The organism is Corallincola luteus (genome assembly GCF_004336975.1).
In the GTDB taxonomy this organism is placed as follows: Bacteria; Pseudomonadota; Gammaproteobacteria; order Enterobacterales; family Neiellaceae; genus Corallincola; species Corallincola holothuriorum.
On sequence record NZ_SJXE01000002.1, the window covers coordinates 82,844 to 108,283 of the forward strand.

22 protein-coding genes are annotated in these 25,440 nt (G+C 51.8%); 12 read left to right on the forward strand and 10 right to left on the reverse strand.

The features are described from left to right. The first annotated feature begins 105 nt into the window (after window positions 1–105). A complete protein-coding gene (locus tag EZV61_RS06935) occupies window positions 106–348 on the forward strand; it encodes a hypothetical protein (RefSeq protein ID WP_114337465.1) in 243 nt (80 codons plus the stop codon). Window positions 349–430: 82 nt separating this feature from the next. On the opposite strand, the gene EZV61_RS06940 is transcribed toward EZV61_RS06935, so the two are convergent. Further along, window positions 431–649: an RNA-binding S4 domain-containing protein gene (locus EZV61_RS06940; protein WP_114337466.1), complete on the reverse strand. Its 219-nt coding sequence runs from the start codon at window positions 647–649 to the stop codon at window positions 431–433. Window positions 650–762: 113 nt separating this feature from the next. Further along, complete coding sequence (locus EZV61_RS06945) at window positions 763–2,103, reverse strand: ferredoxin reductase family protein (protein WP_131414771.1); 1,341 nt, start codon at window positions 2,101–2,103, stop codon at window positions 763–765. A 317-nt stretch (window positions 2,104–2,420) separates the two neighbouring features. Between EZV61_RS06945 and EZV61_RS06950 the strand changes: the two genes are divergently transcribed. The 6 genes from EZV61_RS06950 (at window position 2,421) to EZV61_RS06975 (ending at window position 8,029) form a co-directional block, all read left to right on the forward strand. Next, window positions 2,421–3,569 (forward strand): efflux RND transporter periplasmic adaptor subunit, encoded by a 1,149-nt coding sequence (locus EZV61_RS06950; protein ID WP_205695339.1) that lies wholly within the window; start codon window positions 2,421–2,423, stop codon window positions 3,567–3,569. A 12-nt stretch (window positions 3,570–3,581) separates the two neighbouring features. Continuing rightward, entirely contained in the window at window positions 3,582–4,274 is a 693-nt protein-coding gene (locus EZV61_RS06955; RefSeq protein ID WP_131414772.1) for an ABC transporter ATP-binding protein, read from the forward strand. Next, the gene (locus tag EZV61_RS06960) at window positions 4,267–5,478 is read left to right on the forward strand and encodes an ABC transporter permease (RefSeq protein WP_131414773.1); all 1,212 of its coding nucleotides are present in this window, start codon (window positions 4,267–4,269) and stop codon (window positions 5,476–5,478) included. The genes EZV61_RS06955 and EZV61_RS06960 overlap by 8 nt, the downstream gene beginning before the upstream one ends. Beyond that, entirely contained in the window at window positions 5,475–6,674 is a 1,200-nt protein-coding gene (locus EZV61_RS06965; RefSeq protein ID WP_130566769.1) for an ABC transporter permease, read from the forward strand. Before EZV61_RS06960 ends, EZV61_RS06965 begins: the two co-directional genes overlap by 4 nt. Before the next feature lie 141 nt (window positions 6,675–6,815). Further along, window positions 6,816–7,223 carry a GNAT family N-acetyltransferase gene (locus EZV61_RS06970; protein WP_130566770.1) on the forward strand — a complete coding sequence of 136 codons (408 nt, stop codon included), beginning with the start codon at window positions 6,816–6,818 and terminating at the stop codon, window positions 7,221–7,223. A gap of 155 nt (window positions 7,224–7,378) precedes the next feature. Continuing rightward, window positions 7,379–8,029: a fimbrial biogenesis chaperone gene (locus EZV61_RS06975; protein ID WP_131414774.1), complete on the forward strand. Its 651-nt coding sequence runs from the start codon at window positions 7,379–7,381 to the stop codon at window positions 8,027–8,029. 92 nt (window positions 8,030–8,121) lie between these two features. Here the strand turns inward: EZV61_RS06975 and EZV61_RS06980 are convergent, their stop codons facing one another. From EZV61_RS06980 to EZV61_RS19425, 4 genes are all read right to left on the reverse strand, one after another. Beyond that, window positions 8,122–8,940: a formate/nitrite transporter family protein gene (locus EZV61_RS06980; RefSeq protein ID WP_114337473.1), complete on the reverse strand. Its 819-nt coding sequence runs from the start codon at window positions 8,938–8,940 to the stop codon at window positions 8,122–8,124. Window positions 8,941–8,975: 35 nt separating this feature from the next. After that, window positions 8,976–9,302 carry a nitrite reductase small subunit NirD gene (gene nirD, locus EZV61_RS06985; protein ID WP_131414775.1) on the reverse strand — a complete coding sequence of 109 codons (327 nt, stop codon included), beginning with the start codon at window positions 9,300–9,302 and terminating at the stop codon, window positions 8,976–8,978. Further along, window positions 9,299–11,863 (reverse strand): nitrite reductase large subunit NirB, encoded by a 2,565-nt coding sequence (gene nirB / locus EZV61_RS06990; RefSeq protein WP_131414776.1) that lies wholly within the window; start codon window positions 11,861–11,863, stop codon window positions 9,299–9,301. The genes nirD and nirB overlap by 4 nt, the downstream gene beginning before the upstream one ends. 583 nt (window positions 11,864–12,446) lie before the next feature. Further along, window positions 12,447–12,605, reverse strand: coding sequence for a hypothetical protein (locus EZV61_RS19425; RefSeq protein WP_165419335.1), 159 nt, complete (start codon window positions 12,603–12,605; stop codon window positions 12,447–12,449). A 224-nt stretch (window positions 12,606–12,829) separates the two neighbouring features. On the opposite strand from EZV61_RS19425, the gene EZV61_RS07000 reads away from it, so the two are divergent. The 5 genes from EZV61_RS07000 (at window position 12,830) to EZV61_RS07020 (ending at window position 18,346) form a co-directional block, all read left to right on the forward strand. Next, entirely contained in the window at window positions 12,830–13,420 is a 591-nt protein-coding gene (locus tag EZV61_RS07000; RefSeq protein WP_131414778.1) for a peroxiredoxin family protein, read from the forward strand. After that, on the forward strand, window positions 13,414–14,082 hold the full coding sequence (locus EZV61_RS07005; protein ID WP_131414779.1) for a gluconate 2-dehydrogenase subunit 3 family protein: 669 nt from the start codon (window positions 13,414–13,416) through the stop codon (window positions 14,080–14,082). Before EZV61_RS07000 ends, EZV61_RS07005 begins: the two co-directional genes overlap by 7 nt. 2 nt (window positions 14,083–14,084) lie before the next feature. After that, complete coding sequence (locus EZV61_RS07010) at window positions 14,085–15,773, forward strand: GMC family oxidoreductase (RefSeq protein ID WP_131414780.1); 1,689 nt, start codon at window positions 14,085–14,087, stop codon at window positions 15,771–15,773. A gap of 79 nt (window positions 15,774–15,852) precedes the next feature. Further along, window positions 15,853–17,007, forward strand: a complete 1,155-nt coding sequence (locus EZV61_RS07015; protein ID WP_131414781.1) for a helix-turn-helix domain-containing protein — start codon at window positions 15,853–15,855, stop codon at window positions 17,005–17,007. A 109-nt stretch (window positions 17,008–17,116) separates the two neighbouring features. Next, window positions 17,117–18,346, forward strand: a complete 1,230-nt coding sequence (locus tag EZV61_RS07020; protein ID WP_131414782.1) for a serine hydrolase domain-containing protein — start codon at window positions 17,117–17,119, stop codon at window positions 18,344–18,346. 61 nt (window positions 18,347–18,407) lie between these two features. On the opposite strand, the gene lepB is transcribed toward EZV61_RS07020, so the two are convergent. From lepB to EZV61_RS07040, 4 genes are all read right to left on the reverse strand, one after another. Next, a complete protein-coding gene (lepB, locus tag EZV61_RS07025) occupies window positions 18,408–19,352 on the reverse strand; it encodes a signal peptidase I (RefSeq protein ID WP_131414783.1) in 945 nt (314 codons plus the stop codon). A 20-nt stretch (window positions 19,353–19,372) separates the two neighbouring features. Continuing rightward, window positions 19,373–20,065, reverse strand: a complete 693-nt coding sequence (locus EZV61_RS07030) for a hypothetical protein (RefSeq protein WP_131414784.1) — start codon at window positions 20,063–20,065, stop codon at window positions 19,373–19,375. Window positions 20,066–20,216: 151 nt separating this feature from the next. Next, window positions 20,217–20,504 carry a winged helix-turn-helix domain-containing protein gene (locus EZV61_RS07035; protein ID WP_131414785.1) on the reverse strand — a complete coding sequence of 96 codons (288 nt, stop codon included), beginning with the start codon at window positions 20,502–20,504 and terminating at the stop codon, window positions 20,217–20,219. 160 nt (window positions 20,505–20,664) lie between these two features. Then, window positions 20,665–25,362, reverse strand: a complete 4,698-nt coding sequence (locus tag EZV61_RS07040) for a response regulator (protein ID WP_131414786.1) — start codon at window positions 25,360–25,362, stop codon at window positions 20,665–20,667. Window positions 25,363–25,440 lie beyond the last annotated feature (78 nt).

Consider the following 25,440-nt stretch of genomic DNA (forward strand, 5'->3'; position numbering starts at 1 on the left):
CTGCCCAACCAATACCAGCTAATTACAATATGTCTAAATAAGAGTTGATTCGTGCACTCGATAAACTTGTTTATGATGCGGGTATTCGAGTTAAAGGTGTTAAACATGCCTAATGTGGAACTGAGGTCTTTGTCTGTTTGCATTCAAGCGCTTCAAACGGCTATTAAACATAATGATTTTCTGTCTCAATCTTGTACTGTGGATGGTGATGATTATGAAGAGAGTAGTTACATGTATGAGCTTGAGCTAGCTAAACTGGTTAAGGTTTATCAGGCAGAAGAGAAGCTTGGGAAAACAAGCATACCGCTAGAAGATTTACTGCATCCTCCATTTGATGAACTAGCTTAGAGACGCCTTATCAATGGGGACTGTCATTCAGTCCCCGTTCAGGCAGTCGTCCCGATGGTCGTAATCTGATTGATTCTTGCTATCACTGCCCCGCCAAAACCACGCGAAATTTATCGTCACCCAGTTCGATCACATCACCAGAAACGATCTTACGGCGCTTGCGGATCTCCATTTCGCCATTGACCGACACATAACCTTCGTCAATCACTTGTTTGGCGACAGCACCACTCTCTACCAGCCCCTCAAATTTTAATATCTTATATAACTCGACGGGTTCTTTGGTTAATTCAACGTCTCTCATGATTTGGCCTTTGGTTATGTTTTGCTATCAGCGTGGGCTGATTTAATCGGCCTACTATAGGGTGTTGCAGAGCGTTCGCCAATGGAATTCCGTTGCTGACTAAATACAGCGGTCTAACGAAACTCAAACAGTTCGCTATGAAAGCGCTGCTCGCTAATACCTTGTTTGGCAAACCCCTTTTTCAATGCGTCGGCAAACCGTTTGGGGCCACAGAACCAGATGCTGCTGTCACGCCAGTAGCGGCAGTATTGGCAAATCATCTCTGTGGTTAATAAGCCCTGCTGCACACTGTCATGGATATGTAGCGTGATCCCTGCGTCTGTGGCGAGCTGCTGCAGTTGTTGAATATAGCGCTCATCAGGCTGCTGGGTGGAATAGAACAAAGTGACAGGTTTCATGCTACCGCTCTGTTTTATCTGTTGCAGTTGCGCTTTAAATGCAGCGATACCGATGCCGCCGGCTATCCATAGTTGATGGCTTTGATTGTCTTGAAAATCAAACTTGCCATAAGGCCCCTCAATACTGACAGCATCTCCTTTGTTAATACGTTGACGTAACTGTTGGGTGAAGTCACCCAGCGCTTTCACTTCAAAGCTCACAATACCCTTTTCTGTGGGCGCAGAGGTCAGGCTGAAGGGGTGCGGTTCCTCGCCCTCAAAGTGCAGAAAAGCAAATTGCCCGGCTTGGTGTCCCGGCCAGCGCTGATCGGTATCGATATCGATTGCCAGCACTTGGTTATGTTCGAAGAAGTCCAGTTGCTTCACCGTGCCGTGTAACTGTTTGTTCTGGCCGATGCGGCCTGCTAGAGAATAAATTGCCGCTAGTGTCCCCAACGCCATCAAGCCACCCAGCACCCAGCCCAAAGGTGCTTCCCAATAGCTATGGCGCATCAACACCACGCTGTGAAATACCAGTAGTAGATAGAGCACGCCCATCACTTTGTGGGTTTTGATAAAGCTGCCGTAACGGATCTTTTTGTACAGTGATACGGCGATCAGGATCACCAGCAGATAAAACGCCCACTCGCCGATGATTTCGGCTAAGTCACGATTTTGATGTAGGAAAGTACTGATCACTGATCCATCACCCGTACCGTGTGATCTACCTTGGCCGCCGCGCCCCGGTCGCACTAACCATTCCAGTTGCACCATATACTTGGTGCCTTTGGCCCAGAACCAATGCAAAACACCTAAGGCCAAGGCGCTAATGCCCAGCCATTTATGTAGCCGATAGGCGCGATCTAAGCCGCCGGTCAGGCGCTCAAGAATGGGTAAACGAGTGGCTAAAATCATACCGACACTCATCGCCGCGATAGCCATCACGCCAGAATATTGCACCATGTAATGACGGATCGGGAAGTAGGCCCACTTTAGGTGCTCGCCATTTTCAGCCATCAACCAGAGCAGGGTCGTGGCGGCAAAAAGCGAGCAAAGTAAAACAGAGAAGCGACGCATAATTTATCAGCCTTGTGACGGAGAACTCTCCCTATTTATATGACCACAAATCGGCGGGAATGATTGTTAAGGAAAGTTAAGTCTGGTTGGGTCTTGCGCTCGATCAGTTTTGTGCCGATTGGCTAGCCCAATGCGGCAGTCGCTTATTTTTGAGACAGAGGAATGACGATCTATCAGATCACCGCGACAGCAATCCGTTAGCTGCATAAAAAAGCGTATACAGATCAAAATCATGGTGAAAACACTACGCGCTGGGTATAGGCCATTTTCAGCGCCAGCTATGCTTTGAGAGAGGATGGCAAAGGACGGGAGCCAAGGTGAAGGCGAAGATTTGGATAGTCTTAGTGGCGCTGTTTATCGCCGCGCTATTGCTGTGGTTTAAGCGTCCGCAACCGCTGATGGTTGAGCTAGTGTCTGTATCGCGGGGTGCGGTGGTGGAAACGGTGGTCAATACCCGTGCTGGCACTGTTAAGTCCTGCCATCGCTCCCGTCTGGCGCTGCCGTTAGGTGGTGTTGTTACCACCCTGTTGGTGCAAGAGGGGGATAGAGTAAAAGCGGGCGATAAGCTACTGGAGCTGTGGAATGAGGATCTCACCGCCAGTGTGACGCAAGCCGAGGCGGAATTGGCTCACAGTGCCTTGGTGCGTCAGCAAAGCTGTTTGCAAGCACAGTTCGACCGCCGCGAATCTGCGCGTTTGGAAACCTTGGTCAAACGCAACATGGCATCAGAAACCAGTGCTGATAATGCCCGTACCCGCGCTACCAACAGTGAACTGGCGTGCGAAGCCGCGAAAGTCAGTGAGCAAACGATCGCCGCGCGTTTGTTACTGCAGCGGGCCCATATCAAACAGACCCAGCTTTATGCGCCGTTCGATGGTGTGATCGCCGAAGTGAATGGTGAGTTGGGCGAGTACCTGACGCCTTCGCCCCCTGGTGTGGCAACGCCACCGGCGATCGACCTGCTGGATGATCGCTGTTTCTATGTCTCCGCGCCTATCGATGAGGTGGATGCCGCTAAGCTGGCACTCGACATGCCCGTGATCGTTACCTTGGACGCGCTCCCCGGGCAATCCTTTGCCGCGCGGGTTCGTCGTATTGCGCCCTATGTACTAGATCTGGAAAAGCAGTCACGGACGGTGGAGGTGGAAGCGGAACTGTCCAATTTTCCTGTCGATCGCCCTATGTTGATCGGTTACAGCGCAGATATGGAGATTGAGGTGGCGCGCTTAGACGACACTTTGCGTCTGCCGGCTGAGTCGTTAGGGGAGGAGGGCGAGGGCTATATTTGGGATGGCCAAATCCTGCATCTGGTGACACCTGAAACCGGGCTGCGTAATTGGAGCTGGATCAGCATCGAACAAGGCCTCAGCGAGGGCGATCAGCTGGTGCGCTACCCCGCCAAGATTGAGTTCACTCCGGGTATGGTCGTGAGTGCAAAACCGAGTCAGCAGCAGGCGGAACGGTGATTGAGCTAGCAGATGATTGAACTAAAGCATGTCAGTCGACGTTTTCAGTTAGGCGATCAGTGGGTGGATGGCTTGAAAGCGGTCGATTTAGCGATACGGGATGGCGAATATGTGGCGGTGATGGGGCCATCAGGCTCAGGTAAGTCGACACTGCTCAACGTGCTTGGTTTACTGGATCGCCCCGATAGCGGTCACTATCTGCTCAATGCTCAAGATACCGCCCACTTGGGAGAATCGGCGTTGGCAACGCTGCGTAGCCGCTCTATCGGTTTTATCTTTCAGTCATTTCATCTGGTGCCAAGGCTAACTGCCTTCGAAAACATGGAGTTGCCGTTAACGCTGGCAGGCATAGCACCGCCACAGCGCCATGAGATCATCAATAGACTGGCGGCACAACTGGGGCTGGAGGATCGTGTTAGGCATCAACCCCATCAGCTTTCCGGTGGCCAGCGCCAGCGGGTGGCGATAGGTCGGGCGATGGCCATGTCGCCGAGCTTACTGCTGGCGGATGAACCCACAGGTAATCTTGATAGTCAGTCCGGTCAGGAGGTGATTGAACTGCTGGAAGCTTTGCATCGAGAGCAGGGGATCACGCTGTTGATTGTCACCCACGATCCTGAACTCGGTGCCCGCGCCAGTCGGCAGATCCGTATGGCTGATGGCGCTATCGTCAGTGACAGTGACGGTAATAGTGACCATGCGTAGTACCGATCTACTGAGTTTTGCGCTGGCGGCACTGGTGCGCCAGAAGTTGCGTGGCGTCATGCTATTGCTGGCCATCGGGATCAGTGTCGCTTCCGTGGTGGTGATGACCGCGCTGGGACAAGGTGCCAAGAACTTCGTTGATAACGAGTTTGCCTTTCTTGGGAAAGACCTGTTGATCCTGCTGCCGGGCAAAAAAGAGACCACCGGTGGTTTACCGCCGATCACTGGTGCCAGTGCCAGAGATATTACCCTCGATGATATGCGCTACTTGCAACAGCAGATCGCCGATATTGTCGCGGCCCCGCTGATTATTGGCACCACAGAAGCCAGTTATCGCGCCCGTAATCGTCAGGCTATTACCTTGGGCACCAGTGAGGCATTTTTTACTACCCACAACCTCGATCTGATTGCTGGCCAAGGGCTGCCGAAAGGGGCTGTAGAGCGGGCGCAATCGGTCAGTGTTATCGGCAGTGATCTGGCCGCCGAACTGTATCCGCAGCAGTCGCCTCTGGGACAATGGCTGCGTCTCGATAACCGCCGCTTTCGGGTCATTGGTGTCTTTCAGAGTAACAGCAGCAATATGGGCTTGCGTCTGAACGAGGCGGTACTGATCCCGGTGGCGTCGGCACAGGCGCTGTTTAACACCTCAGGTCTGTTTCGTTTGTTTATTCAGTCGGCGGGCGGGCAGTCGCTGGTCAGGTTACAGCAGCGGGTGATCCATCTGATGGCCGATCGTCATCAAGGGGTGGAAGATATTACTGTGCTGCGTCCAGATGCCTTACTCAGTACCTTTGGCGATATCCTGCTGACATTGACGCTGGCGGTGGCAGGGATCGGCACAATCAGCCTGGTGGTGGCCGGGATCATGATGATGAACATCATGCTCATCAGCACCCATCAACGGGCCAGTGAGATCGGCCTGTTAAAGGCGCTGGGGGCAGATAATCACACGGTACGGGCTATCTTCCTTACTGAGGCGGCGCTGCTGTCACTGGCTGGGGCGCTATTGGGGATGGTTTGCGGCTACCTGCTAGTGGCGCTCATGGCATGGTGGTATCCGGCGTTTCCGCTGGCGGTACCGTTATGGGCGGCGGTCTCGGCATTCTGTTGTGCACCGCTGGTGGCGCTGCTGTTTGCGCTGATGCCAGCGTCCCGTGCGGCACAAAAACCGCCGGTAGAAAGCTTGCGCGGTGGTGCGCTATGAGAACACAAGATATGTTGCGCTGGCTGTGGCGTTCGTTGACTGCCGGACGCAGCCGAAATCTGCTGTCTGCGTTGGGGGTTGCGATCGGGATCGCGGCGGTCACAACGCTGACTGGCATTGGCGAGGGGGTCAGGCTCTATTTGTTGGATAACTTTTCCCAGTTTGGCAGCCATCTGGTGGCAGTAACGCCGGGTAAAGTCACCACCCAGGGGATCTCCGGCGGCATTATCAGCACGGTGCGTCCGTTGACCTTGGAGGATGCCGACAGCCTGCAACGCTTGCCGGGCGTGGAGCAGGTGGTGCCGGTGATCTCAGGTACCGCGGAGCTAAAAGCGGGCGGCTTGCTCCGCAGTAGCGATCTGCTGGGGGTGAACCATCAAGCTGCAGATGCCTGGCGTTTCAGTGTCGCCCGCGGCCAGTTTCTGCCAGACGATGACAGTAAACGACCGCGGGCATTGGCCGTGTTGGGGTCTAAGCTCGCTGCAGAACTGTTTCCTTTCAAAGATCCGTTAGGCGAGTTTGTCCGGGTGGATAACCGCCGCTTTCGTGTCATCGGGGTGATGGCACCGAAAGGGCAGTTTCTGGGCTTTGATCTGGACGATGTGATCTATCTTCCTGCCGCGCTGGCGTTGGCGATATTCGATCGTGAAAGCCTGATGGAGATCGATGTGGTGTACCGGCCGGAGTTGACCGATCAACAGATTAATCGTCGCATATTCAATCACCTGTATCGTCGCCATGGGCGTGAAGATTTTACCCTCTATAGCCAACAGGATATGTTGGCCAGTCTGGATAAGGTGCTGACCATCATCAAAGCCGCCATCGGTGGATTGGGTGGGATCTCTCTCTTGGTGGGCGCAGTGGGGATTTTTACTATCATGAGTATCGCCCAGCAGGAGCGAATTCCTGAGGTGGGCTTGTTAACTGCGCTCGGTGCCAACCGATATCTGATACTCATTCTGTTTCTTGGTGAAGCGGTGACCTTGGCACTTGCCGGCGGGGTTGCGGGTTTACTGATCGTTGTGGCGACCCAAAGTCTACTGGCCTTGGCAGTGCCCGGATTGCCGCTGGTGATCCAGCCGCTATTTCTGTTTGCCGCCCTGCTGCTATCGGCACTGGTGGGGCTACTCGCCGGATTGCTGCCTGCGTGGCGCGCGATGCGCCAAGATCCGGTGCAGGCACTGCATGGAGGCTGAGCGTTAAGGGCGATCCAGTTAACTTGTGTTGTCAGTGATGGTACTTACGTAATCGATGGAACGTTTATCTTTATTTGCAATCCAGTCACGATTTATTAGAACCTAGTGAGCCACAGCAACTCATTGATATAAGAGATTTAGATGGAAGTGGTTATCAGTTCACAGGATGAGCTTACCAGCGACGAAGTGGTCGCCCTGTATCGCGCCGTTGGCTGGTCTGCGGCAGACAAACCGTCACAACTCCTCGCCGCACTGCGAGGCTCCCACGGCTTAGTGACCGCCCGCTTGGATGGGCGTTTAATCGGCTTAGCCAACGCCATTTCTGATGGTCACCTGGTGGTCTACTACCCGCATATGCTGGTGCATCCCGAGTTTCAGGGCAAAGGTATTGGCCGCCAGATCATGACAGCGCTACAAAGCAAATATGCAGATTTTCACCAGCAGATGCTCACCGCCGACGGTGACGCCATCGCTTTCTATCAAACCATGGGTTTTGAGCGTGCAGGCAGCACAGCGTCAATGTGGATCTATGCTGGGGATGAGCATTGAACTGGGTAGGTCTACAAACGATGGAAAGCTTGCCATCGAACTGCTTTTGCGTATTCAGTAAATTCGTAGTCGGTAGCTGTTTGTTGTAATCTTTTGTTTAATTTAAATTTTTATGCTGGTCAGTGACAGTGGATATAGGTTGTTCAGGAGTCGTAATGAAAAGGAAATTTTTAAGTTTATTCAGTTTGTTTATTATTTTGTCCACTGCTATGGCTTCTGCCTATGCAGAGCTCACAGTGGAAAGATCGTCATTGATATACAGTGAAAATGACGGTGCTCAATGGGTCAATGTTGTTGGCATTATCAATAATGGAAACCTTTACCCTGCTGAAGAAGTCTTGGTTGAGGTGAGCTTTTTTGATGAACAGGGCAACCTTATTGATGCTGTTGCTGAGAACCTCTATCCATTGGTTGTGCCTGAAGGCGAGAAAGGAACTTTTAAAGTCTACACGTTGGCCACAATGCCGAGCTCTTCCTACGCCTCTCACACAGTCCGTATTCTAAACTCGTATGACATAATACCTAGCGGAGAATGCAGCAATAGCACAGCTTCATCAGATGATGAAAGAAGTCCGCTGGCTGCGTTCTTGGTTGGGTGGGGGCCAATGATTATAGTGGTCATTATTTGGCTCGTTGTTGCTCGAATATATAACGGCAAGAATTCACCTCAACAGAAGATGGTGGATCTGATGGAATTACAGGTGAAGTCAACTGAACAGAACAATCGTGAAGCGAAAAGGCTTGCTGATGCAGTTGAGAAGGTAGTGAACAAGGATAGTGATAGTGTCGATGGAAAAGATGAATAGAGAATAAGTCTTGAGCATGAAAACAGAAAAGGGCAAGCGATTCCGCTTGCCCTTTTCTGTTTTGGTTTTTAAAAATCGACGGTTATATCGAGTTACACCGCTTCTGCATTACGCGCTGGCAGGGTTTTTCCGTGGGTGATATAGATGCTCATACCGGTGACCAGTAAGCCACCCACTAAATTACCTAGCGTTACCGGGATCTGATTCCAGATCAGCCAGTCCGCGATGGTGAATTCAGCGCCCAACATCATGCCCAGTGGGAACAGGTACATGTTCACCACGGCGTGCTCGAACACCAAGCCGAAGAAGATAAAGATAGGCAGCCACATGGCTATCACCTTGCCGCCGACTGAGCGCGATACCATGGCACCGACGACACCCAGACAGACCATCCAGTTACACAGAATGCCTTTGACGAAGACGGTGACCCAACCGGCTAAGCCATGTTCGGCGAAGCCTAACGAGCGGGCGGTGGACGCTTTGATAAAGGCTTGGCCGACGGCGCCGGGCTCAACGGTAAAAGTCATGGTAAAGGTGAGCGCGACTAAGAAAGCCACGGCAAGCGCGCCGATCAAGTTGCCTAAGGCGACTAAACACCAGTTCCTGAATACGCCCGCTTTAGTCACGCCGGGGCGCTTCTCGAATAAGGCTAACGGGGCTAAGGCAAACACACCGGTTAACAGGTCGAAGCCCATCAGGTTGAGAATGCAGAAGCCAACGGGGAAGACCAAGGCACCAATAATGGGTACGCCAGTTTGTACCGCGGTGGTGACTGCCAGTGCTACCGCAATGGCCAGGATGGCACCAGCCATGATGCCGCGAATAAGAGTGTCGCGGGTCGACATAAATACTTTGCTTTCACCCGCATCTATCATCTGTTGGGCAAGTTCTGCCGGTTTTACGTAAGCCATATTGTTCCCTAATTTTCTAAGTTAAATTGAATTCGTTATGCCTGTACCGAGACCACACCGCTGCGAACCTGCACCGGATAGCTGGCCACCGTGACGGTTGGGTTGTCCAAGCAACGGCCATCGGCAAGGTTAAATCTTTGCTTTTTAAGCGGGCTGGCTATCCACAGTTGCTGGTCATGCTGGCAAATAATGCCCCGCGACAGCACATTGGCCTGAGCAAATGGGTCCATGTTGCTGATAGCGAATAGCTGCTCATCGGTGTGGGGGCGAAATATCGCAACTTGTTGGCCGCCTACCAGTGCGCATACACCTGTGCCTGGGGTGATTTGTGTTAACTGACAAACGTCGGTCCACTGGCTCATACCGTTTCCTCCAGTGAGATGTTAAATACGGGGGATTTTTCTTGAATGGATGCTGGGCGATGCTGCTCTCGTTCAGGCACAAACTGCACGTTGTCATCACGCTGGTCGCTATTGATGAAGTGCGCAAAACGTTCTAGCTGCTCTGGTTGATCCAGTGTGGCTTGCCACTCGCACTGATAGCTATTGATCAGCGTGCAAATGTCTTGTTCTAACTGGTCGTTAATGCCTAATTTGTTGTTGACGATGACGTCACGCAGATAGTCGACGCCGCCCTCCATGTTATCCAGCCATACCGAGGTGCGCTGCAGTTTGTCGGCGGTGCGGATATAGAACATCATAAAACGGTCTATGTACTTCAGCAGGGTAGCTTGGTCGAGATCGCTGGCCAGCAGATCGCCGTGGCGGGGCTGCATGCCGCCATTACCACATACATAGATGTTCCAGCCGGCATCGGTAGCGATAATGCCGAGATCTTTACCCTGTGCCTCCGCGCATTCGCGGGTACAGCCGGAGACACCAAACTTCATTTTGTGTGGCGTACGAATGCCCTTATAGCGATGTTCAATTTGAGAGCCAAGGCCAACACTGTCTTGCACACCGAAGCGGCACCAGGTGCTACCAACACAGGTTTTCGCCATCCGTAGTGCTTTCGCATACGCTTGCCCGGTTTCATATCCTGCGGCGATCAGCTTGCCCCAGATGGCGGGTAGATCATCCTTTTGTGCGCCAAACAGGCCGATACGCTGGGCGCCGGTGATCTTGGTGTACAGCTTGTACTCTTCAGCAACGGCTGCCAGTGCCGCCAGTGCTTGCGGGGTGACTTCCCCACCGGCCATCCGCGGGATCACCGAATAGGTGCCATCTTTCTGCATATTGCCAAGGAAGTTGTCGTTGGTGTCATGCAAGCCGACGAGGTTTGGATTAAGGATGTGCTCGTTCCAGCAAGAGGCGAGCATAGAGCCCACGGTCGGCTTGCAGACTTCACAGCCATAACCCTGGCCATATTTGCTGATTAGTTGCTCGAAGCTGCTGATCTTGTCGACGCGGATCAGGTGAAACAGCTCTTGGCGTGAGTATTCAAAATGTTCACACAGGTGGTTTTTCACTTCGATACCGGCGTTGGCCAGCTCGGCATTCAGTACCTGGGTGATCATAGGGACACAGCCGCCGCAACCGGTGCCGGCATTGGTGGCCGCTTTCAATTCGGCCATGCTGGTGTGACCGTCGGCTACCGCTTGGGCGATCTTGCCCTTTGTGACGTCGAAACAGGAACAGAGCACGGCTGAATCGGGCAGCGCATCGGCACCCATGGCGGGCTTTTCCGCACCGGCATGAGCGGGCAGAATCAATGTGTCTGGGTGCTTCGGCAGGTCGATCTCGTTCAGCATCAACTGCAACAGATTGCCATAATCTGAAGTATCACCCACCAATACGGCACCAAGCAGTTTGCTGCCATCGTTGGAGGTGATCAGGCGTTTGTAGACCTCTTCTTGCTCGTCGAGGTAAACATAGCTTTTACACCCCGCTGTGCGGCCGTTGGCATCGCCAATACTACCGACATTCACGCCCAGCAGTTTCAGTTTGGCGCTCATGTCTGCGCCTGCAAACTGGCTGTCACCGCCGAGCAGATGATCTGCGGTGATCTGCGCCATCTTGTAACCCGGCGCAACTAAGCCAAAGAAACGGCCATTCCAGGATGCGCACTCGCCAATGGCGTAGATATCTTTGTCTGAGGTGAGGCAGTGATTATCAATGCAGATACCACCGCGTTCGGCGATCGCAAGATCGGTCTGGCGAGCCAGCTTGTCTTGGGGACGAATACCGGTAGAGAACACAATAAAGTCGACCTCTAACTGACTGCCATCGGCGAATTGCATGGTGTTGCGGGCTTGTTCCCCTGCTGCGTTATCGCCGTGATAGATGATCGCTTGCGTGTTTTTACCTGTGTGTACCTGCACACCCAGCTGCTCGATTTTGCGGCGTAGTTGTTCGCCACCCTGTTGGTCGAGTTGCTCTGCCATCAGTACCGGAGCGAACTCGATGACATGGGTTTCCATGCCTAGTGCCTGCAGTGCGCCTGCCGCTTCCAGTCCTAGCAGGCCGCCACCGACAACAACACCAGACTTGCTGTTTTTGGATGCGGCTTTAATCGCTTTCAGATCTTCGATGGTGCGGTACACAAAGCAATCTTTCTGCTCAGCGCCTTTAATTGGCGGCACCCAGGGATAAGAGCCGGTTGCCATAACGAGTTTGTCGTAGCTGACTTCATACCCAGCGCTGGAGTAAACAATTTTGTCAGCTCGATTGATATTGATGGCACGCTCGCCAATCAGCACCTTGATACCGTGCTTTTCGTAGTAATTGGGCTTAACCAGTGACAACTCTTCGGCTGTATGGTGGCCAAAATAGGCGGAGAGATGCACACGGTCGTAAGCGACTCTTGGCTCTTCACAAAACACGGTGATCTCAAACTGTTCAGCTGGGGCACGTTCCACCAGCTCTTCGATAAAGCGGTGACCCACCATACCGTTACCAATCACCACTAAACGTGTTTTGCTCATACCACTTCCTAATACTGACCATCGGAATAAAAAACGAGCGGATGTTAACGAAATGAGATCAAATCTGACGCGGGGTCAGATCAACTTGCACTAGCGATTATCCCTAAAGTGGTATTTCAAAAGTTACTTTTGGGGTAGGTGTCGGGTGTGTTATTTAATCTGGTGTGTGATTTTATTGTCGCCAATAATTTATGCCTTTTTAGTCAATCGGTTATGCTGGTTGAAGTTGGGTGGATATCTATGTCACAGCAGAGTTTTATATTGAGAATGGTGTTTGTTGGGGGAGTGGAGTGTTCTTTGATCTCTTATCTGAGATAGCGAGTGGACCACATTGGTTGGTTCGGATCTGGGGGCTGATATTCTCAGCAAGCTACAGGCGTGAAGTGGCCGTAGAATACCGCAAAATGAATTCGTGGCTGGTGGTGGGTGATATCTTAATAAGCGGCACGTTTTTTGTCGCCGAGGTAGGTCTAATTATATTTTTAGTGGGTAAACTGCTTGGTTACTGGCCAGCGGTATAACACCTTTAAGTTGATATACCGCTAGAGATAGCCGCACTCAGCATTAAACTGGAGCTATTAACCTAAACCATTCTCGGCCCATGCTCTGGGTCTTTAAATCGCACGATCTCCAGCTCGCCGCTTTGGTTGTAGTTTGTTTCTATGCCTTTGTCTAAGCGGCAGAAAAGCCAAAAATAGATGTGTAAAAATAATGCCATCACGGTCAGTAGTAACATCAACATAACGGTACCTCTTTAATCCGTTCATACTGGCGTTGGACAAAAAATCAGCAGTTGAGTTCCGTGTTGCTTAGTTATCGCGTGGCGGCTGCGGGTGAAAACTGACTAAGATCAACAGATGGGCGCGTGGCTTGAGTTTGTTAGCGCCAGTGTGAACGATAATCAGAGGTTAGGCGGTCTGCCTGCTAACAACGGCTATCTTTTTAATCATCATAGGTGCGCTTGAGATGTCTTTTATTAACGCCTTTCTAACCAGCACACTGCTGAGCCTGACGTTTATTTCGCCTAGGTTGGCTGCCGATACGGGGGGGAGGGCACCACTCAGCGTCGCGCCAGTGGTTGGCAGTGAAGAGGGCAACATTGCCCCTGACTTTACCCTGACGGACGCCGATGGTAGAGCGTTTCGCCTCAGTGATTACAAGGGCAAAAAGGCGGTGTACCTGGTGTTTTGGAATACCTGGTGTGGCCACTGTATTCATAAAGTGCCTACCTTGATTAAGCGCCAGCAACAGTTTGCTCAGCAGCTGGAGATATTCGCGATTAATACCGGTTGGGATGACTCCATTGCTTTGATGGCGGAGTTTCAGGCTGAGTACGGCATCAATTACCCATTGGCCTTCGATCATGGGGCGCAGGTGACCGACCAGTATGGCGTATGGGGTACCCCCACAGAGTTTATTGTCGACATCAATGGGGTGATCCGACATCGGGATGGTGTGCCGAAGCAGCTGGCATCTCATCTGGCGGCCTGGAATCAGTTATCTGAACCGAGCGACACCCAGTTGGCCGGGCAGTGTGAGGGAGACGCAGCATGCTAAAACCTGATCGGCAAACGGCAGGCAAGTTTAAATCGCTGCAGGGTTCGCCACGCGCTGCTAAGTCGCAGGCATTTATCTTTAACAGCGGCGTTAGTCGGCGTGCGTTTTTGCAGCGCAGTGGCGCGGCACTGCTGCTGGCCGGGCTACTGGCCAGTAAGCCGGGGCAGGTGTTGGCCGCGGATGCAGAAGGTGCAGCCCCTGCGGACAGCGATAATCTGAGTAAACAAGAACTGGCGGTGTTGGATGCTGTACAGATGCAGCTATTCCCCGATGATGGCGATGGCCCGTCGGCGCGGGATCTTCATGCCCTCGATTATCTGCAGTGGGCACTGGACGATCCCCCCAATGCAGAAGAGGGCGATAAAGCGTTTGTGAAGCAGGGCGTCGGCTGGCTGGAAGATCTTGCTAAATCCAGCCATGGCCAGTCGTTCAGCGCGCTTAACCGTGAGCAACAAGACACGCTATTACGTCAGGTAAGCCAAAGTCAGGCCGGTGAAAACTGGCTGTCACTGCTGCTCTACTACGTGATGGAGGCGCTGACCTTAGATCCTGTGTATGGCGGTAACCCTAATGGGGTTGGCTGGCAGTGGTTACAGCACCAACCCGGCTATCCCCGCCCGGATAAAGATCATACCTATCACCGTTATATGCAGGAGTCTTAGTCATGGAAGATAAGATCAAGCAGGGACAAGGTCTGGCGTTCGATATCTGCATTGTTGGCAGTGGCGCAGGTGCTGGCCCAGTGGCACATACGTTAGCTGAAGCCGGCTATTCGGTTGGCGTGCTGGAGAAGGGCGGTTGGTTTAAAGAAAACGACTTCTTCAAAGATGAGCAGCTTACCCGCCATGATGCGTTTCGTTCGCAGTTAAATGCGGAACATCATGTACTGGAAGAGCCCGACGATGGTGAGTGGTCGCGGCAAACCACTGCGCAGTTTTGGGGGGGCAACATTGTTGGCGGCGCCAGCAACTTTATGAGTGGCTATTTTCATCGCCTGAAGCCGATCGATTTTCGGTTAAAATCAGAGTTTGGCGGGATAAAAGGGGCGAACACCGTCGATTGGCCGATAAGTTACGATGAACTTGAGCCCTATTATGCCAAAGTAGAACAACTGGTGGGCGTGTCCGGCAAGGTGGTGAAGCATCCCCACTTAGAGCCACGTTCAACCCCTGATTATCCGTTTCCTCCGACTGCAGAACACCCTATTGCCAATCGCTTTGATAAGGCGTGTCAGTCTCTGGGATACCACCCATTGCCGATGGCGCGGGGTATTTTGTCGCTGCCATTTAATGGCCGCAGTAGTTGTGAATACTCTGGTTATTGCGGTAGCTACGGTTGCCATTCCGGGGCCAAGGCCAGCTCGCGGGCGGCGCTGCTAGATCAGGTGGTGGCGAAAGGCCACTGTCAGGTGATCCCTCACGCCAAGGTGTATCGCTTAAATAGCGATAACCGGGGGCAGGTCACTTCAGCTGATTACTTTGATAAAGCAGGGGCGTCGGTACGGGTACAGGCGAAAGTGTTTGTGGTGGCTTGTTATGCCATTGAAAGTGCCCGATTACTGCTGAGCTCACCGGGGCCGAAACACCCACAGGGGTTAGGTAATAACCATGACCAAGTGGGCAAGAATCTGCACTGCTGCGCCGGTGGCACCGGCCATGGCGTGTTTGAATACGATAAATTCAGTGAACTGGAAGCGGCGCAGTTTCATATGCGCGGGCCGTTCTTTAATCGTGCACTACAAGATTGGTACGTGATCGACGACAAACAGGCTTTTTCGCGGCCAGTTAAAGGCGGCACGTTGGATTTCGTGTTTGATCCTCCCAGTCCAACGGCAGATGCCAACAGCCTGAAGTGGCAGGATGGCAATCTGTTGTGGGGCAGTGCGTTAAAGCGGCGGCTGAAATCGCACTTTAGCGGCGAGAAAGATTTTAAGTTTGAAGTGTTCTGCGACTGGCTGACTAATGACGAGTGTTATGTGTCGCTGGATCCAACGGAGAAGGACCGCTGGGGCTCGCCTGTCGCCAAAGTGCGGGCTGGCTTTCATCCCCACGATCTAAAAGTCGCGCAGTACCTGGTGGATAAAGGTGTGGCCGTGATGAAAGCGATGGGCGCACAACACGCCTGGGGTAATGCGTTTTCTTCACCCACCTCGAACCTGGTTGCTGGCGGGTGTCGCTTCGGCACCGATGCTAAAACATCGGTACTGGATGCCGACTGCCGCGTGCATGGCGCCGATAACCTGTTTGTCACCGACGGCAGCTTTATGCCCAACGGCGGCAGTGTGACCCCCACCTTTACCATCTACGCCAATGCGTTTCGGGTGGCGGATAAGATCAAGGCGCAGTTGGGGTGAGCCCAAAGATATGATCCAGTCCATGGAGCTGTCATGCGCCGCTGTTTAGACTGACACTATTCAAACCATTGATGATGGCATGGCGGGTGTAAGGGCGATGGGGCTGTTGATCACCCAGTTGGGTATTTTGCAGGGGATAATTATTGCGCTGGTGGTGCTGGGCAAGCAGCGTGGTGCCCCGGTTGCGATTATCAGCAGTAGTTTGCTGCTAACTGCATCAGCCTATCTTTGGGTACACAGTGGCTACCCGCTAGACCGTCATGTTGATTACCCCTGGCTGGTTTATCTGAATTTGCCATTAACGCTGTTGATCCCGCCGCTGTTGTATCTGTATTTCCGTTGCATGTTGCATGGTGACTCTGTTTGGTCTCGGCGTTTACTGCTGCATTTTATTCCTGCGCTACTCGCCTTGCTCCATATTCAGTGGTTGCTGTGGGGCTTAGATGATTTTCAGCGCATTATGGCGTGGGATCGCCCCAGCTATGCCATCGGTAGTCAGGTGAACTTCTGGTTTCAGTTGATTAACCCTATCTATGTTGGCTATTTGCTGGCGTTGGCGTGGATGCTGTATCGCTATCAGCGCTGTTTGGAGGGCTATGATGCCGGGCCGATGCTGGCGCGCTTCCATTGGTTAGTTGGTTTGTTAGTTGCAACGGCGTTGGTGTTTCTAATGACGCTGTTTGCCACCGTGTTTAATCAATTTAATCAGGCGCTGGCGTTTGACTGGTCCCCCTTGCTGGATATCGGCATGGCACTGGTGATCATCGCGTCGAGTATCTGGCTGGTATGGAGCCCAACGACATTTTTTGATGTACAGGATACTGCGCAGCTACACGCTCTTGAACAGCCTCCCAAGTATCAGCGTCATGCGTTAAGTGATTTGGAACAGCAGCAAGCCAAAGCCAAGCTGTTGCTACTCATTGAGGAGCAACGTCCTTACCTGAGCGCGAACATTACCTTAGGGCGGCTGGCCGATATGATGCAGTGGTCAACGCATCAAACTTCTCAGGTGATTAATGCTGGGTTTGATGAGAACTTTCATCAATTTATTAATCGTTTTCGGGTAGAGCAGGCGAAATCATTACTTATTCAGCCTGAGAGTTCAGCACTGACGGTACTTGATATCGCTTATCAGTCTGGTTTCAACTCTAAGTCATCTTTCAATAGTTTTTTCAAAAAGTTAACCGGCATGACGCCGTCGCAATTTCGCCTTGAACAGGGTGTGAGTGGATAAACTCGCACCCTGAGACGTCGCTGTTTATCGGCGCTGTCGTCCAATCTGTTGTGTCCTTGCAAACTGTGGTTATCACTTTTGAAACTGCAACAATACAAGGGAACTTCAGATGGCCTTTCGTGCACTTTTATCTGCATTTTTTTTAACCTTTTCCATTGGCTTATCGGGGTGTGGTCACTCCAGTAAAACGACGGTGACACATAAACCAGGGCAACCTACCGTGCAGCCAAGTGGCAGTGTGCCCGAACAGTTACAGCAGCAACTGGATAGTTTTGCTGAGGCGTTCGCGGTACCGGGGATGGCGGTGGCGATTGTTAGCGATGATGATAACTATCGCTTGCATTATGGCGAGTACCGCACGGGGCAAGCGGTGACGGCTGATAGCCAATTTGCCATCGGTAGCGTCAGTAAAATCTACCTGTCGGCCTTGGTGCTAATGGCGGTAGATAGTGGTCTGCTGCGCTTAGATGGTGCCTTGATAGACTGGTTGCCGGACATTGAAGCTTTGAGCCACGGACAGGTGAGCGGCGCGATATCTATACGGCAGCTATTGCAGCACAGCAGCGGCTTAGGTGAGTTAGATGATCAGGTAGCGGGGCTGTTGCTGGCGGGAGTGTCTCCGCAACAACAACACCAATTCCAGTGGTCCCCCGAGCAGTTGTTGGCAACAATAAGCTCACCGGTTTCGCTGCCGGGCCAGCAATGGCATTACGCCAACAGTAACTATTTGCTGCTGGGGATAATACTTGAACGTATTTATGAGATGCCGTTGGCGACAGTGATGCAACAGCAGCTATGGGTGCCGTTGGCATTGACCCAAACCTGGCAGGTTGAGGGGAGCGAGATGCCTAAAGCGCTGGCTGATGCTTGGCTGGATATGGACCGGTTAGGGTTACCGGGTGATGGTTCGGACGCGCTTGATAATGCCGGACAACAGGCGTTGGCGATCTATGCGGCGCAGGCATGGGGCGCCGGTGCCATGGTCTCAACTGCAACGGAAACCGCGCAGTTTGTTCGCGCTGTGATTGAGAGCGGCTTGTTGTCTGATGCGATGGTGAGTGAGCTGCAAACCACGTTTGATGGGACAAATTATGGCTTAGGTGTGGTGATGGGGGAGTTTCTCCATGGGGAGTACACTTCGCGCATTATCGGCCATGGCGGAAGACTACCAGGGTATCGGAGTGTGGCTGCTTATTTGCCTGAGCTTGGGGTTGCGGTGGCGATCTTAACCAATGCGGATAGTCTGGAAACGCTGGGGCCACAACCGAACGCGCTGGCAGGGCTGATGGACAGACTGGTGGTCACTTACCTGCAAGCGGGTCATAGAGGTTTGCAGTAGTCATTGCCATTTAATAGCACAAGTACACGCTAGGTGACGGCGCACCTAGCGTGTACTTGCCTTACCAAGCGAAAGCAACGTTACCAATGAGGTTTTCTGCCGGTACAAAGCCCCAAAATCGGCTATCGACGCTGTTGTCGCGATTATCACCCATGACGAAATAGTGGCCCGCCGGTACGGTCCATTCACCAATATCCTGATTGGGTTGACGATAATAGTGTGCCGATGGCTCTTGGCGATTTGGCGTGAGCCAGATTTGATACTGAGTATCGCCAAGCTGTTCGTTTGCGACGACAACGGCGCCGTGTTGGCCATTAATTACTTGGGAGGCTTCGCTATTTCTTGGTTCAAGTGCGTTTAGCGCAGTGCAAGGCTGAAGGGGCTTGTTGCAGGCAGGCTGCAAGAAGATCTTCTTGTCGCGATAAATAATACGATCACCCGGTAAACCGACAACGCGGTCGACATAAGCAATTTCAGGCGCTAGCGGATATTGAAATACCACTAGATCACCGCGCTTGGGTGGGTTACGTGGTGCCGCTTGATGGAATGTACGATCAGCAAATCTAAGATTATTAAATCCTATCTTGTTGACGATCACATGTTGCCCTGGTGTCAGTGTGGGGCTCATCGATGCGGACGGGATCTGAAATGGTTCAATGAACAGGATCCGCAGGCCGCCTAGGATAGCCAGTAAGCTGAAACAGCTGAGCAGCAGCCCCCACCAATGGCTGTACCAACGGCGAAGCGGCTGATGGTTAGCAGTGGCAGCAAAATAGGTGTGAACGGGCCCGACGATCATCACCAACAGGGAAAATGAGAAGTACTGGTACCAGGCATTCGCAGATACATGGCGCTGAAGGGCGATATCTGCCATAGCGCCAGTGAATAACAGTAGCAAGTAGAGCCAGAACAGACTTGCTCGGTTGATATATAAAAAGCCAAAGGGCTGAACGAAGATTGCAAGTAACAGCGCTATCCAGCGCTTAGGTTTCCATTCCGTTGTCACAATAATTCCTTTAACAATGATTAGCTGACAAATTGCTCGCCACTAAAAAAGATCGGCACGTTTTTACGTAGCCGTTGTAAAAAGTTGTTGCGTTGCCGATCACTGAGTCGGCAGTAATTCATATACTCTACAAAAAACTGTTCTGCACCGCACTCAATTACCTGCGCTGAGTGCTTTGCGTATTTGAATACTCGGCGAAAGTTTCTCGCCCGAGCGTCCATCCCTAAGCGCCATGGACGAAAATCGATGTTGTGGACATCAATTAAGCCGAGATTGAGTTGCTCATCAATCATGACGTTGCGGAAGTGGGTGGGACTGCAATAGACGCCGTTATTGTTCAGTTCGCCGTAATAGCCAGCGACCTTCTTCAGTATGCCTCTTTTTGTCTCGATGTCCGAACGTTCCAGCTTTTGGATCAGTTCCTCACCGGGCACCATCTCATATAGCACCACCCCGCATTTCATCTCTGGACAGTCGAACAGGTCGACTACTTTTGCGGAGTTAAAACCCATGGCACGTAAACGGCGACTTTTGACCGCAAAACGCTTCACGCGTGGGTAGAGCTTGGCGCGCAATTTTTTCTGCCATTCAATCTTTTTGACGATGACATCATCTAACAGCTTAAGCACTAAGGCATCGCCGTTCGCATCAGTTAGCAGCGCTTCGGCACCTTCGATAAGTTGAGCATAGGATTTTTGCGTCAGTGTTTTCAATGTTAATTTATTGTTAACTTCGTTGACTGGCTAGCTTACTTGCCTTTGCTCAATATTAGTTTTTATTTGTTTTCAAACTGGGAGCTGGTTCACCGATATCGTGCGGGTCTTTGCGGTGGCAGAGGGCCACCTAGCAGTGTTGTCTGGATATTCACAGGTAACCCAGCACCTTCTTAACTTCGCTCTGGTGGCTTTTAACCCACTGCGGATTGATCGGCCCCCAGCTCACTATTTTGTAGTGGCCATTCTTATTGGCACCGACAAACTCAATCTCTACGCCGAGTTCGCTCAAGGCATTCAGGGTATCTTGCGCTGTACGTCGCGGCATATCCGTCGCTTCAATAATCGCTGGTACTGTGTTGACACCTGCATCAATCAAATGGGCCAGATATAAGCGGCGATAGAAGCTGGTTTGGGTTTTACTGTAGGCCTGAGTCACAACTGCGTGCTTCCTGTCATTGGGGGAGGGGCTGCCCCGTTGCGCGTTATGGTTAGAGTAAATCATCTGCTTGGTGCGGTCACTGGATTGGTTGTAAAGCGGTTAACCTAAATCACATAACGAAGAGTCATATCGCTCTCCGTTATGTGATTTATGCTGTTTAGCTTACCGGTAATACCAGCCGTAAGGCTTCTAGACTGTCTTGACCACTTTCAAAGTCATACTCCTGGATATGTCGCGCCAGTTGCTTCAGTTTGTCTTGGATCGCCGGGCTGAACTGATGCTCGGCCAACTCCTCAACCACCTCAAGGGCTTCACTGTCATAGTTGCTGATATATTGTTCTAGCTGTTCAAAACGTTCACGGATAAGCTCGGGCGAGGCAAACTCACCGTCGGCGTCGGCTGACTCATCTTGATCGAACAGCACGCGCAGGTCTTCGAGCACACCGTTGAGTTCGTTTTGAGTTTTATGCAGTAAGGTGGCGATAACCTCATGTTCGGCCTGATTAGAGGTGGCTAGCTCCAGTTCGCCGGCCACGGCTTGCAACGCCTTGGCGCCGATGTTACCCGCGTTTCCTTTTAGAGTATGGGCAATACGGGTGGCATCAAGCCATTCCAGTTCGCCCCAGAACTCGCTGAAGCGCTCATGAAAATCAGATTGGCCATCAATAAAACGACGTAACAGCTTGGCGTACAGGGCTGGGTTGCCGTTGCATGTTTGCAGGCCTGCCTTGGCATCGATGAACTTAAACGCTTGCTCCATGACATCATCAACCACTGACGGGCCGCTTGGCATGGGCATAGCGGCTAGCGCGGTGTGGGCTGGGGTGATCCATTTGGCGATGGTGGCAAACATCTCATTCACCTGGATCGGCTTGGAGATATAGTCATTCATGCCTGCGGCCAGTACTTTTTCACGGTCGCCACTCATGGCATTGGCGGTCATGGCGATGATGCTGATATCGTTATTGAACTCGCGGATCTTCGCTGTCGCTGTATAGCCATCCATGATCGGCATCTGAATATCCATGAGAATACCGTCGAAGGTTTTTTCTCGTGCCATTTCGACCGCTATCTCGCCATTTTCTGCCAGCTCGACACTAATACCTGCGTCTTTGAGCAGATCTATCGCCAACTCCTGGTTGAGCTCATTATCTTCGACCAGTAGTAGGTGTGCGCCAGCAAGCTTATCTCGACTTGAACGGTCTTCTGTGGCGCGTGCCGCAGCACGTTGGGTGAGCTGGTACTCTTGACCGAGGATTGACATCATGGCGTCAAACACTGAGGAGGCGGTAAGCGGTTTTTTGAGGAAGCTATCGATTCCCCGCGAAGCAGCGTCTTTTTGTACCTGATCTTTGGCTGTTGCCGAGACCATAATGAAACCGCGAAGATTGCCTGATGATAGCTTTTTCAGTTCTAAACAGGTGTCGATGCCATCCATATCAGGCATCTTCCAATCCACAATCGCCAAGTCGAAGACACGATTATCTTCCTTCATTAAGGTGATCGCTTTTTCACCGGAACTGGTGCTCATTACCTCACAACCAAACGAGGACATGATGTTGCCCAGTACCTCTAACGCTGATGGATTGTCGTCTACCAACAAGACTCTCAGCCCGTCGAGGCGCAGTGGGCTGTCTTCGCTTTCGTTGTGATTGGGGTCTAACTCAAACCAACCGCTAAAGATAAAGTTACTGCCTTTACCCTGTTCGCTGGTCAGCCAAATCTCGCCACCCATCAGTTCAACCAGGCGCTTCGATATCGTCAGGCCAAGGCCGGTGCCACCATATTTGCGCGTGGTCGAGGTATCGGCCTGTGAGAATGATTGGAACAGCCGCGCCTGCTGTTCAGACGTCATACCTATGCCGGTATCGCGTACAGAGAACTCCAATTTAAGCCGTTCGCCATGGCGCTCTAACTCTTTCACGCTGATCACAACTTCACCTTCGTCGGTGAATTTGACGGCATTTGAACCCAGGTTGAGTAAAATTTGGTGTAAACGTAATGGATCACCTAGCAGCTGCTTGGGCAGGCGTCGGTCAACGTCAAAAAGCAGTTCAAGCGACTTATCTTCGGCTTGTACAGAGAGCAAAGTGCCGAGCCCTTCCATGGTGTCATCGAGTCGGAAGGGAACGCTTTCCATCTCTAGTTTGCCGGCTTCAATTTTTGAGAAGTCGAGAATGTCGTTAATGATGCCGAGCAGAGAAACGGCGGCTTTATTTGCCTTGCTGACATAATTACGCGCTTTCCTGCCCAAATCGGTATCCAAGGCCAGGCTCGACATACCTATGATGGCGTTCATTGGTGTGCGGATCTCGTGGCTCATATTGGCAAGGAAATCCGATTTGGCCTGACTGGCATCTTTTAATGCCTGCGCGGCTTCATGGGCGGCGGTGACATTACGAATGGCGATAACGGTCAGGATCTCATCGGACAGTTGGATAGGGGTCAGTGATACTTCGACGAAAATGGTTTGGCCATTGGGTAATGGACACTGCAGTGTTGTATCAGGGAGTAACTCTTGTGTTTTTGAGTCGGCGAAATAACCTCTCAGCGCGTCTGTCACCTCATGCTGTTGCGATGGTAAAAACAGTTCAACAAAACCGTTGTTACAGATGGTTTGCTCAGAGCGCTGCAGCAGTGTGATGGCTTCCTGGTTGGCCTGAACAATGGCGCCATCCGTGGTCAGTGTAAGCATGGCGGTGGGGGCAGAATCGAGCAGGGTGCGGGTATCTTGTTCCGATTGCGCTAAAAGCGCCTGCTTCACCTGCAGCTCCTCGGTACGCTCGCTGACCAGTTGCTCCAATTGACTGCGAGAGCGAGTATTGACTTCGTGGGCGCGCTGGCCGACATATAGCATGAAACCGGCGATAGAGAGAATGGTGATTAGCGCTACTACCAACGTCGCCATCATCAGGTTGGCGATATTGCGGTAGTTTTTCAATACTTCATCGGTGCGCACTTCTGCCACGGTGGCGATGCCGAAATCTTCTAACCAGTGCCATTCGCCAATCACCTGGTCATTGCGATAGTTGAGGTAACCCTGCACCCTCTTATGACCAATCTGGTCTGGCTGCATCACTGCATTTAACAGGTTGGCACGTGCCTCTGGCGTGATCTCCAGTGCGAGAATGGAAGTCAGGCTACCCTTCAGTTGGCCATTCTCGATCATTTCAGTTTCAAAACGGCTGCGGGTGATAAATTCGCCTGCCGAGTTAATGGCATAGACTTCACCTGTTTGGCCAATACGCGCGGCGCGGAACACACTAGAGAAGCCCGCTTTCGGATCAAAGCGGCGTGCAAAAATTGCGATCACGTGCCCCTGAGGATTCGCCACGGGACTGAGCAAAAACATCGTCGGTGGTTTTATCGGATCGCTTGATTCTTGGAAAAAATGCACATGGGAGCGTAATGGTGGTACCAGCACTGTTTCGCCGTCCCAGGCCCTTGCTAGTAGATCCGGCACCTCTGTATTTAAGTAATTGATTTTGCCGATGTCATTACTGTTGTCGGAAGCGAGGGTTAGATTACCCGGACCAAGGATGAAATAGCCGGTGGCTTCGGTGAGATTAACCCGGCTGCTGATATAATCTCTGAGTTTTGTTTGGACGGGTGATTTTTGTAACAGCTGAGGGTCGACATCGCTGACTGTTTCACCGTTTTGATCGCTGATCTGCGCCAGCTGAATTAAGATTTGCGTGAGAATTGAAAAATCCCGATTAATGATCAGGTCTGCCTGGTTTCTCTTTTCATTAAACCATTCAAAGAGGATGGTTTCGGTGCCCTCTTCGGCGATATGCAGTTGATCGAAATAGCTTTGATAGGCGCTTTGCTTGAAGCTATCGCTGGCAAAGAACAGTGAGGTGGAGAACAGACCGCAGATGATCAGTACCAGGGCAATAAAACCGTGACGAAATTTTTTCTGGCCAAAGAAATCCGCTAATCGGTCAGTTCGGTGCAGGCGCAGAAAGATAATCGAGATAACGGTGAATACTAAACCAAAGCCAACACTGGTGGCGATCAGTAGTTGATCGCTTTTATTAGGACTTAGCGACTCGTTAATACCAGTGCGGCCACCTTCGACGATGTCATTGAGGTCGTCTCGATACCAGGTGTGGCGTATACGATCCATCTCATCCGGTCCGAGGCGATCTATCCCCCAGTTAATCAGCGCTGCCAGCGGTTTTGCTCCTTGACGCACACACATATTATTCGGTTCGGCAGGGACGTTAGGAAAAGGCACAAAACGCAGCGAGGTCAGCCTACCTAACCGAGCCCAATAGTTAGCGGTGGCTTTGTAGGCGAGAAAAACATCCAGGTCGCCGCTGGCAACTTTTATCACCCCCTCTTCATAATCTTTCGTCGTGACGAGTTCTGCTGCAAATTGATGATCATCTAGATATTCGACCAATGCAGAGCCATGGGTATTACCAATTTTGAAATCTTCAGACCAGTTACTGATATTGGTCAGAATGGGGTTATCTTTTTTAATGATAAATCCCGGGATTTGGTTGACGATGGGATCGGAAAAATGGAAATGTTTGGCCCGCTCAGGCGTTTCGGCGCAGACCGAAACGATATCGATTTCCCCCGCTTTTAGCCCTGCCATCTGCTCGCCCCATGTGCGTACTTGGAGGGGCACAAACCGTATCGGCAGCACTGCGTCCAGGGCTTGATAGAAATCGATGGCAAACCCTTCATGCTGGCCTTTGGCATTTATAAAGTCGTCGGGAGGAATATCGCCCGACGGGCTGTAATAGACCACCGGATTTTTTTCCACCCACTCGGCCAGATCAGCTGGTAACGGTTGTTCTTCCGCTGTTGCCAGCGATAAAAATGCACTGATTGCAACCGTCATGAGCGCGATGAAAAATTTGCGCCCGCAGCGAATAAGGGGGCTCAGGCAGGATAACGGAGGTATGTTCAATGCAAGGCT

Bases quoted from the DNA above. Each gene is read 5' to 3' on its own strand.
- EZV61_RS07040 (WP_131414786.1), bottom strand. From the start codon at position 25,362: ATGACGGTTGCAATCAGTGCATTTTTATCGCTGGCAACAGCGGAAGAA.
- EZV61_RS06965 (WP_130566769.1), top strand. From the start codon at position 5,475: ATGAGAACACAAGATATGTTGCGCTGGCTGTGGCGTTCGTTGACTGCC.
- EZV61_RS06935 (WP_114337465.1), top strand. From the start codon at position 106: ATGCCTAATGTGGAACTGAGGTCTTTGTCTGTTTGCATTCAAGCGCTT.
- EZV61_RS07020 (WP_131414782.1), top strand. From the start codon at position 17,117: ATGGCCTTTCGTGCACTTTTATCTGCATTTTTTTTAACCTTTTCCATT.
- nirD (WP_131414775.1), bottom strand. From the start codon at position 9,302: ATGAGCCAGTGGACCGACGTTTGTCAGTTAACACAAATCACCCCAGGC.
- EZV61_RS06970 (WP_130566770.1), top strand. From the start codon at position 6,816: ATGGAAGTGGTTATCAGTTCACAGGATGAGCTTACCAGCGACGAAGTG.
- EZV61_RS06945 (WP_131414771.1), bottom strand. From the start codon at position 2,103: ATGCGTCGCTTCTCTGTTTTACTTTGCTCGCTTTTTGCCGCCACGACC.
- EZV61_RS07010 (WP_131414780.1), top strand. From the start codon at position 14,085: ATGGAAGATAAGATCAAGCAGGGACAAGGTCTGGCGTTCGATATCTGC.
- EZV61_RS06955 (WP_131414772.1), top strand. From the start codon at position 3,582: ATGATTGAACTAAAGCATGTCAGTCGACGTTTTCAGTTAGGCGATCAG.
- EZV61_RS06975 (WP_131414774.1), top strand. From the start codon at position 7,379: ATGAAAAGGAAATTTTTAAGTTTATTCAGTTTGTTTATTATTTTGTCC.
- nirB (WP_131414776.1), bottom strand. From the start codon at position 11,863: ATGAGCAAAACACGTTTAGTGGTGATTGGTAACGGTATGGTGGGTCAC.
- EZV61_RS07015 (WP_131414781.1), top strand. From the start codon at position 15,853: ATGGCGGGTGTAAGGGCGATGGGGCTGTTGATCACCCAGTTGGGTATT.
- EZV61_RS19425 (WP_165419335.1), bottom strand. From the start codon at position 12,605: ATGTTGATGTTACTACTGACCGTGATGGCATTATTTTTACACATCTAT.
- EZV61_RS06980 (WP_114337473.1), bottom strand. From the start codon at position 8,940: ATGGCTTACGTAAAACCGGCAGAACTTGCCCAACAGATGATAGATGCG.
- EZV61_RS06960 (WP_131414773.1), top strand. From the start codon at position 4,267: ATGCGTAGTACCGATCTACTGAGTTTTGCGCTGGCGGCACTGGTGCGC.
- EZV61_RS07000 (WP_131414778.1), top strand. From the start codon at position 12,830: ATGTCTTTTATTAACGCCTTTCTAACCAGCACACTGCTGAGCCTGACG.
- EZV61_RS07005 (WP_131414779.1), top strand. From the start codon at position 13,414: ATGCTAAAACCTGATCGGCAAACGGCAGGCAAGTTTAAATCGCTGCAG.
- EZV61_RS06940 (WP_114337466.1), bottom strand. From the start codon at position 649: ATGAGAGACGTTGAATTAACCAAAGAACCCGTCGAGTTATATAAGATA.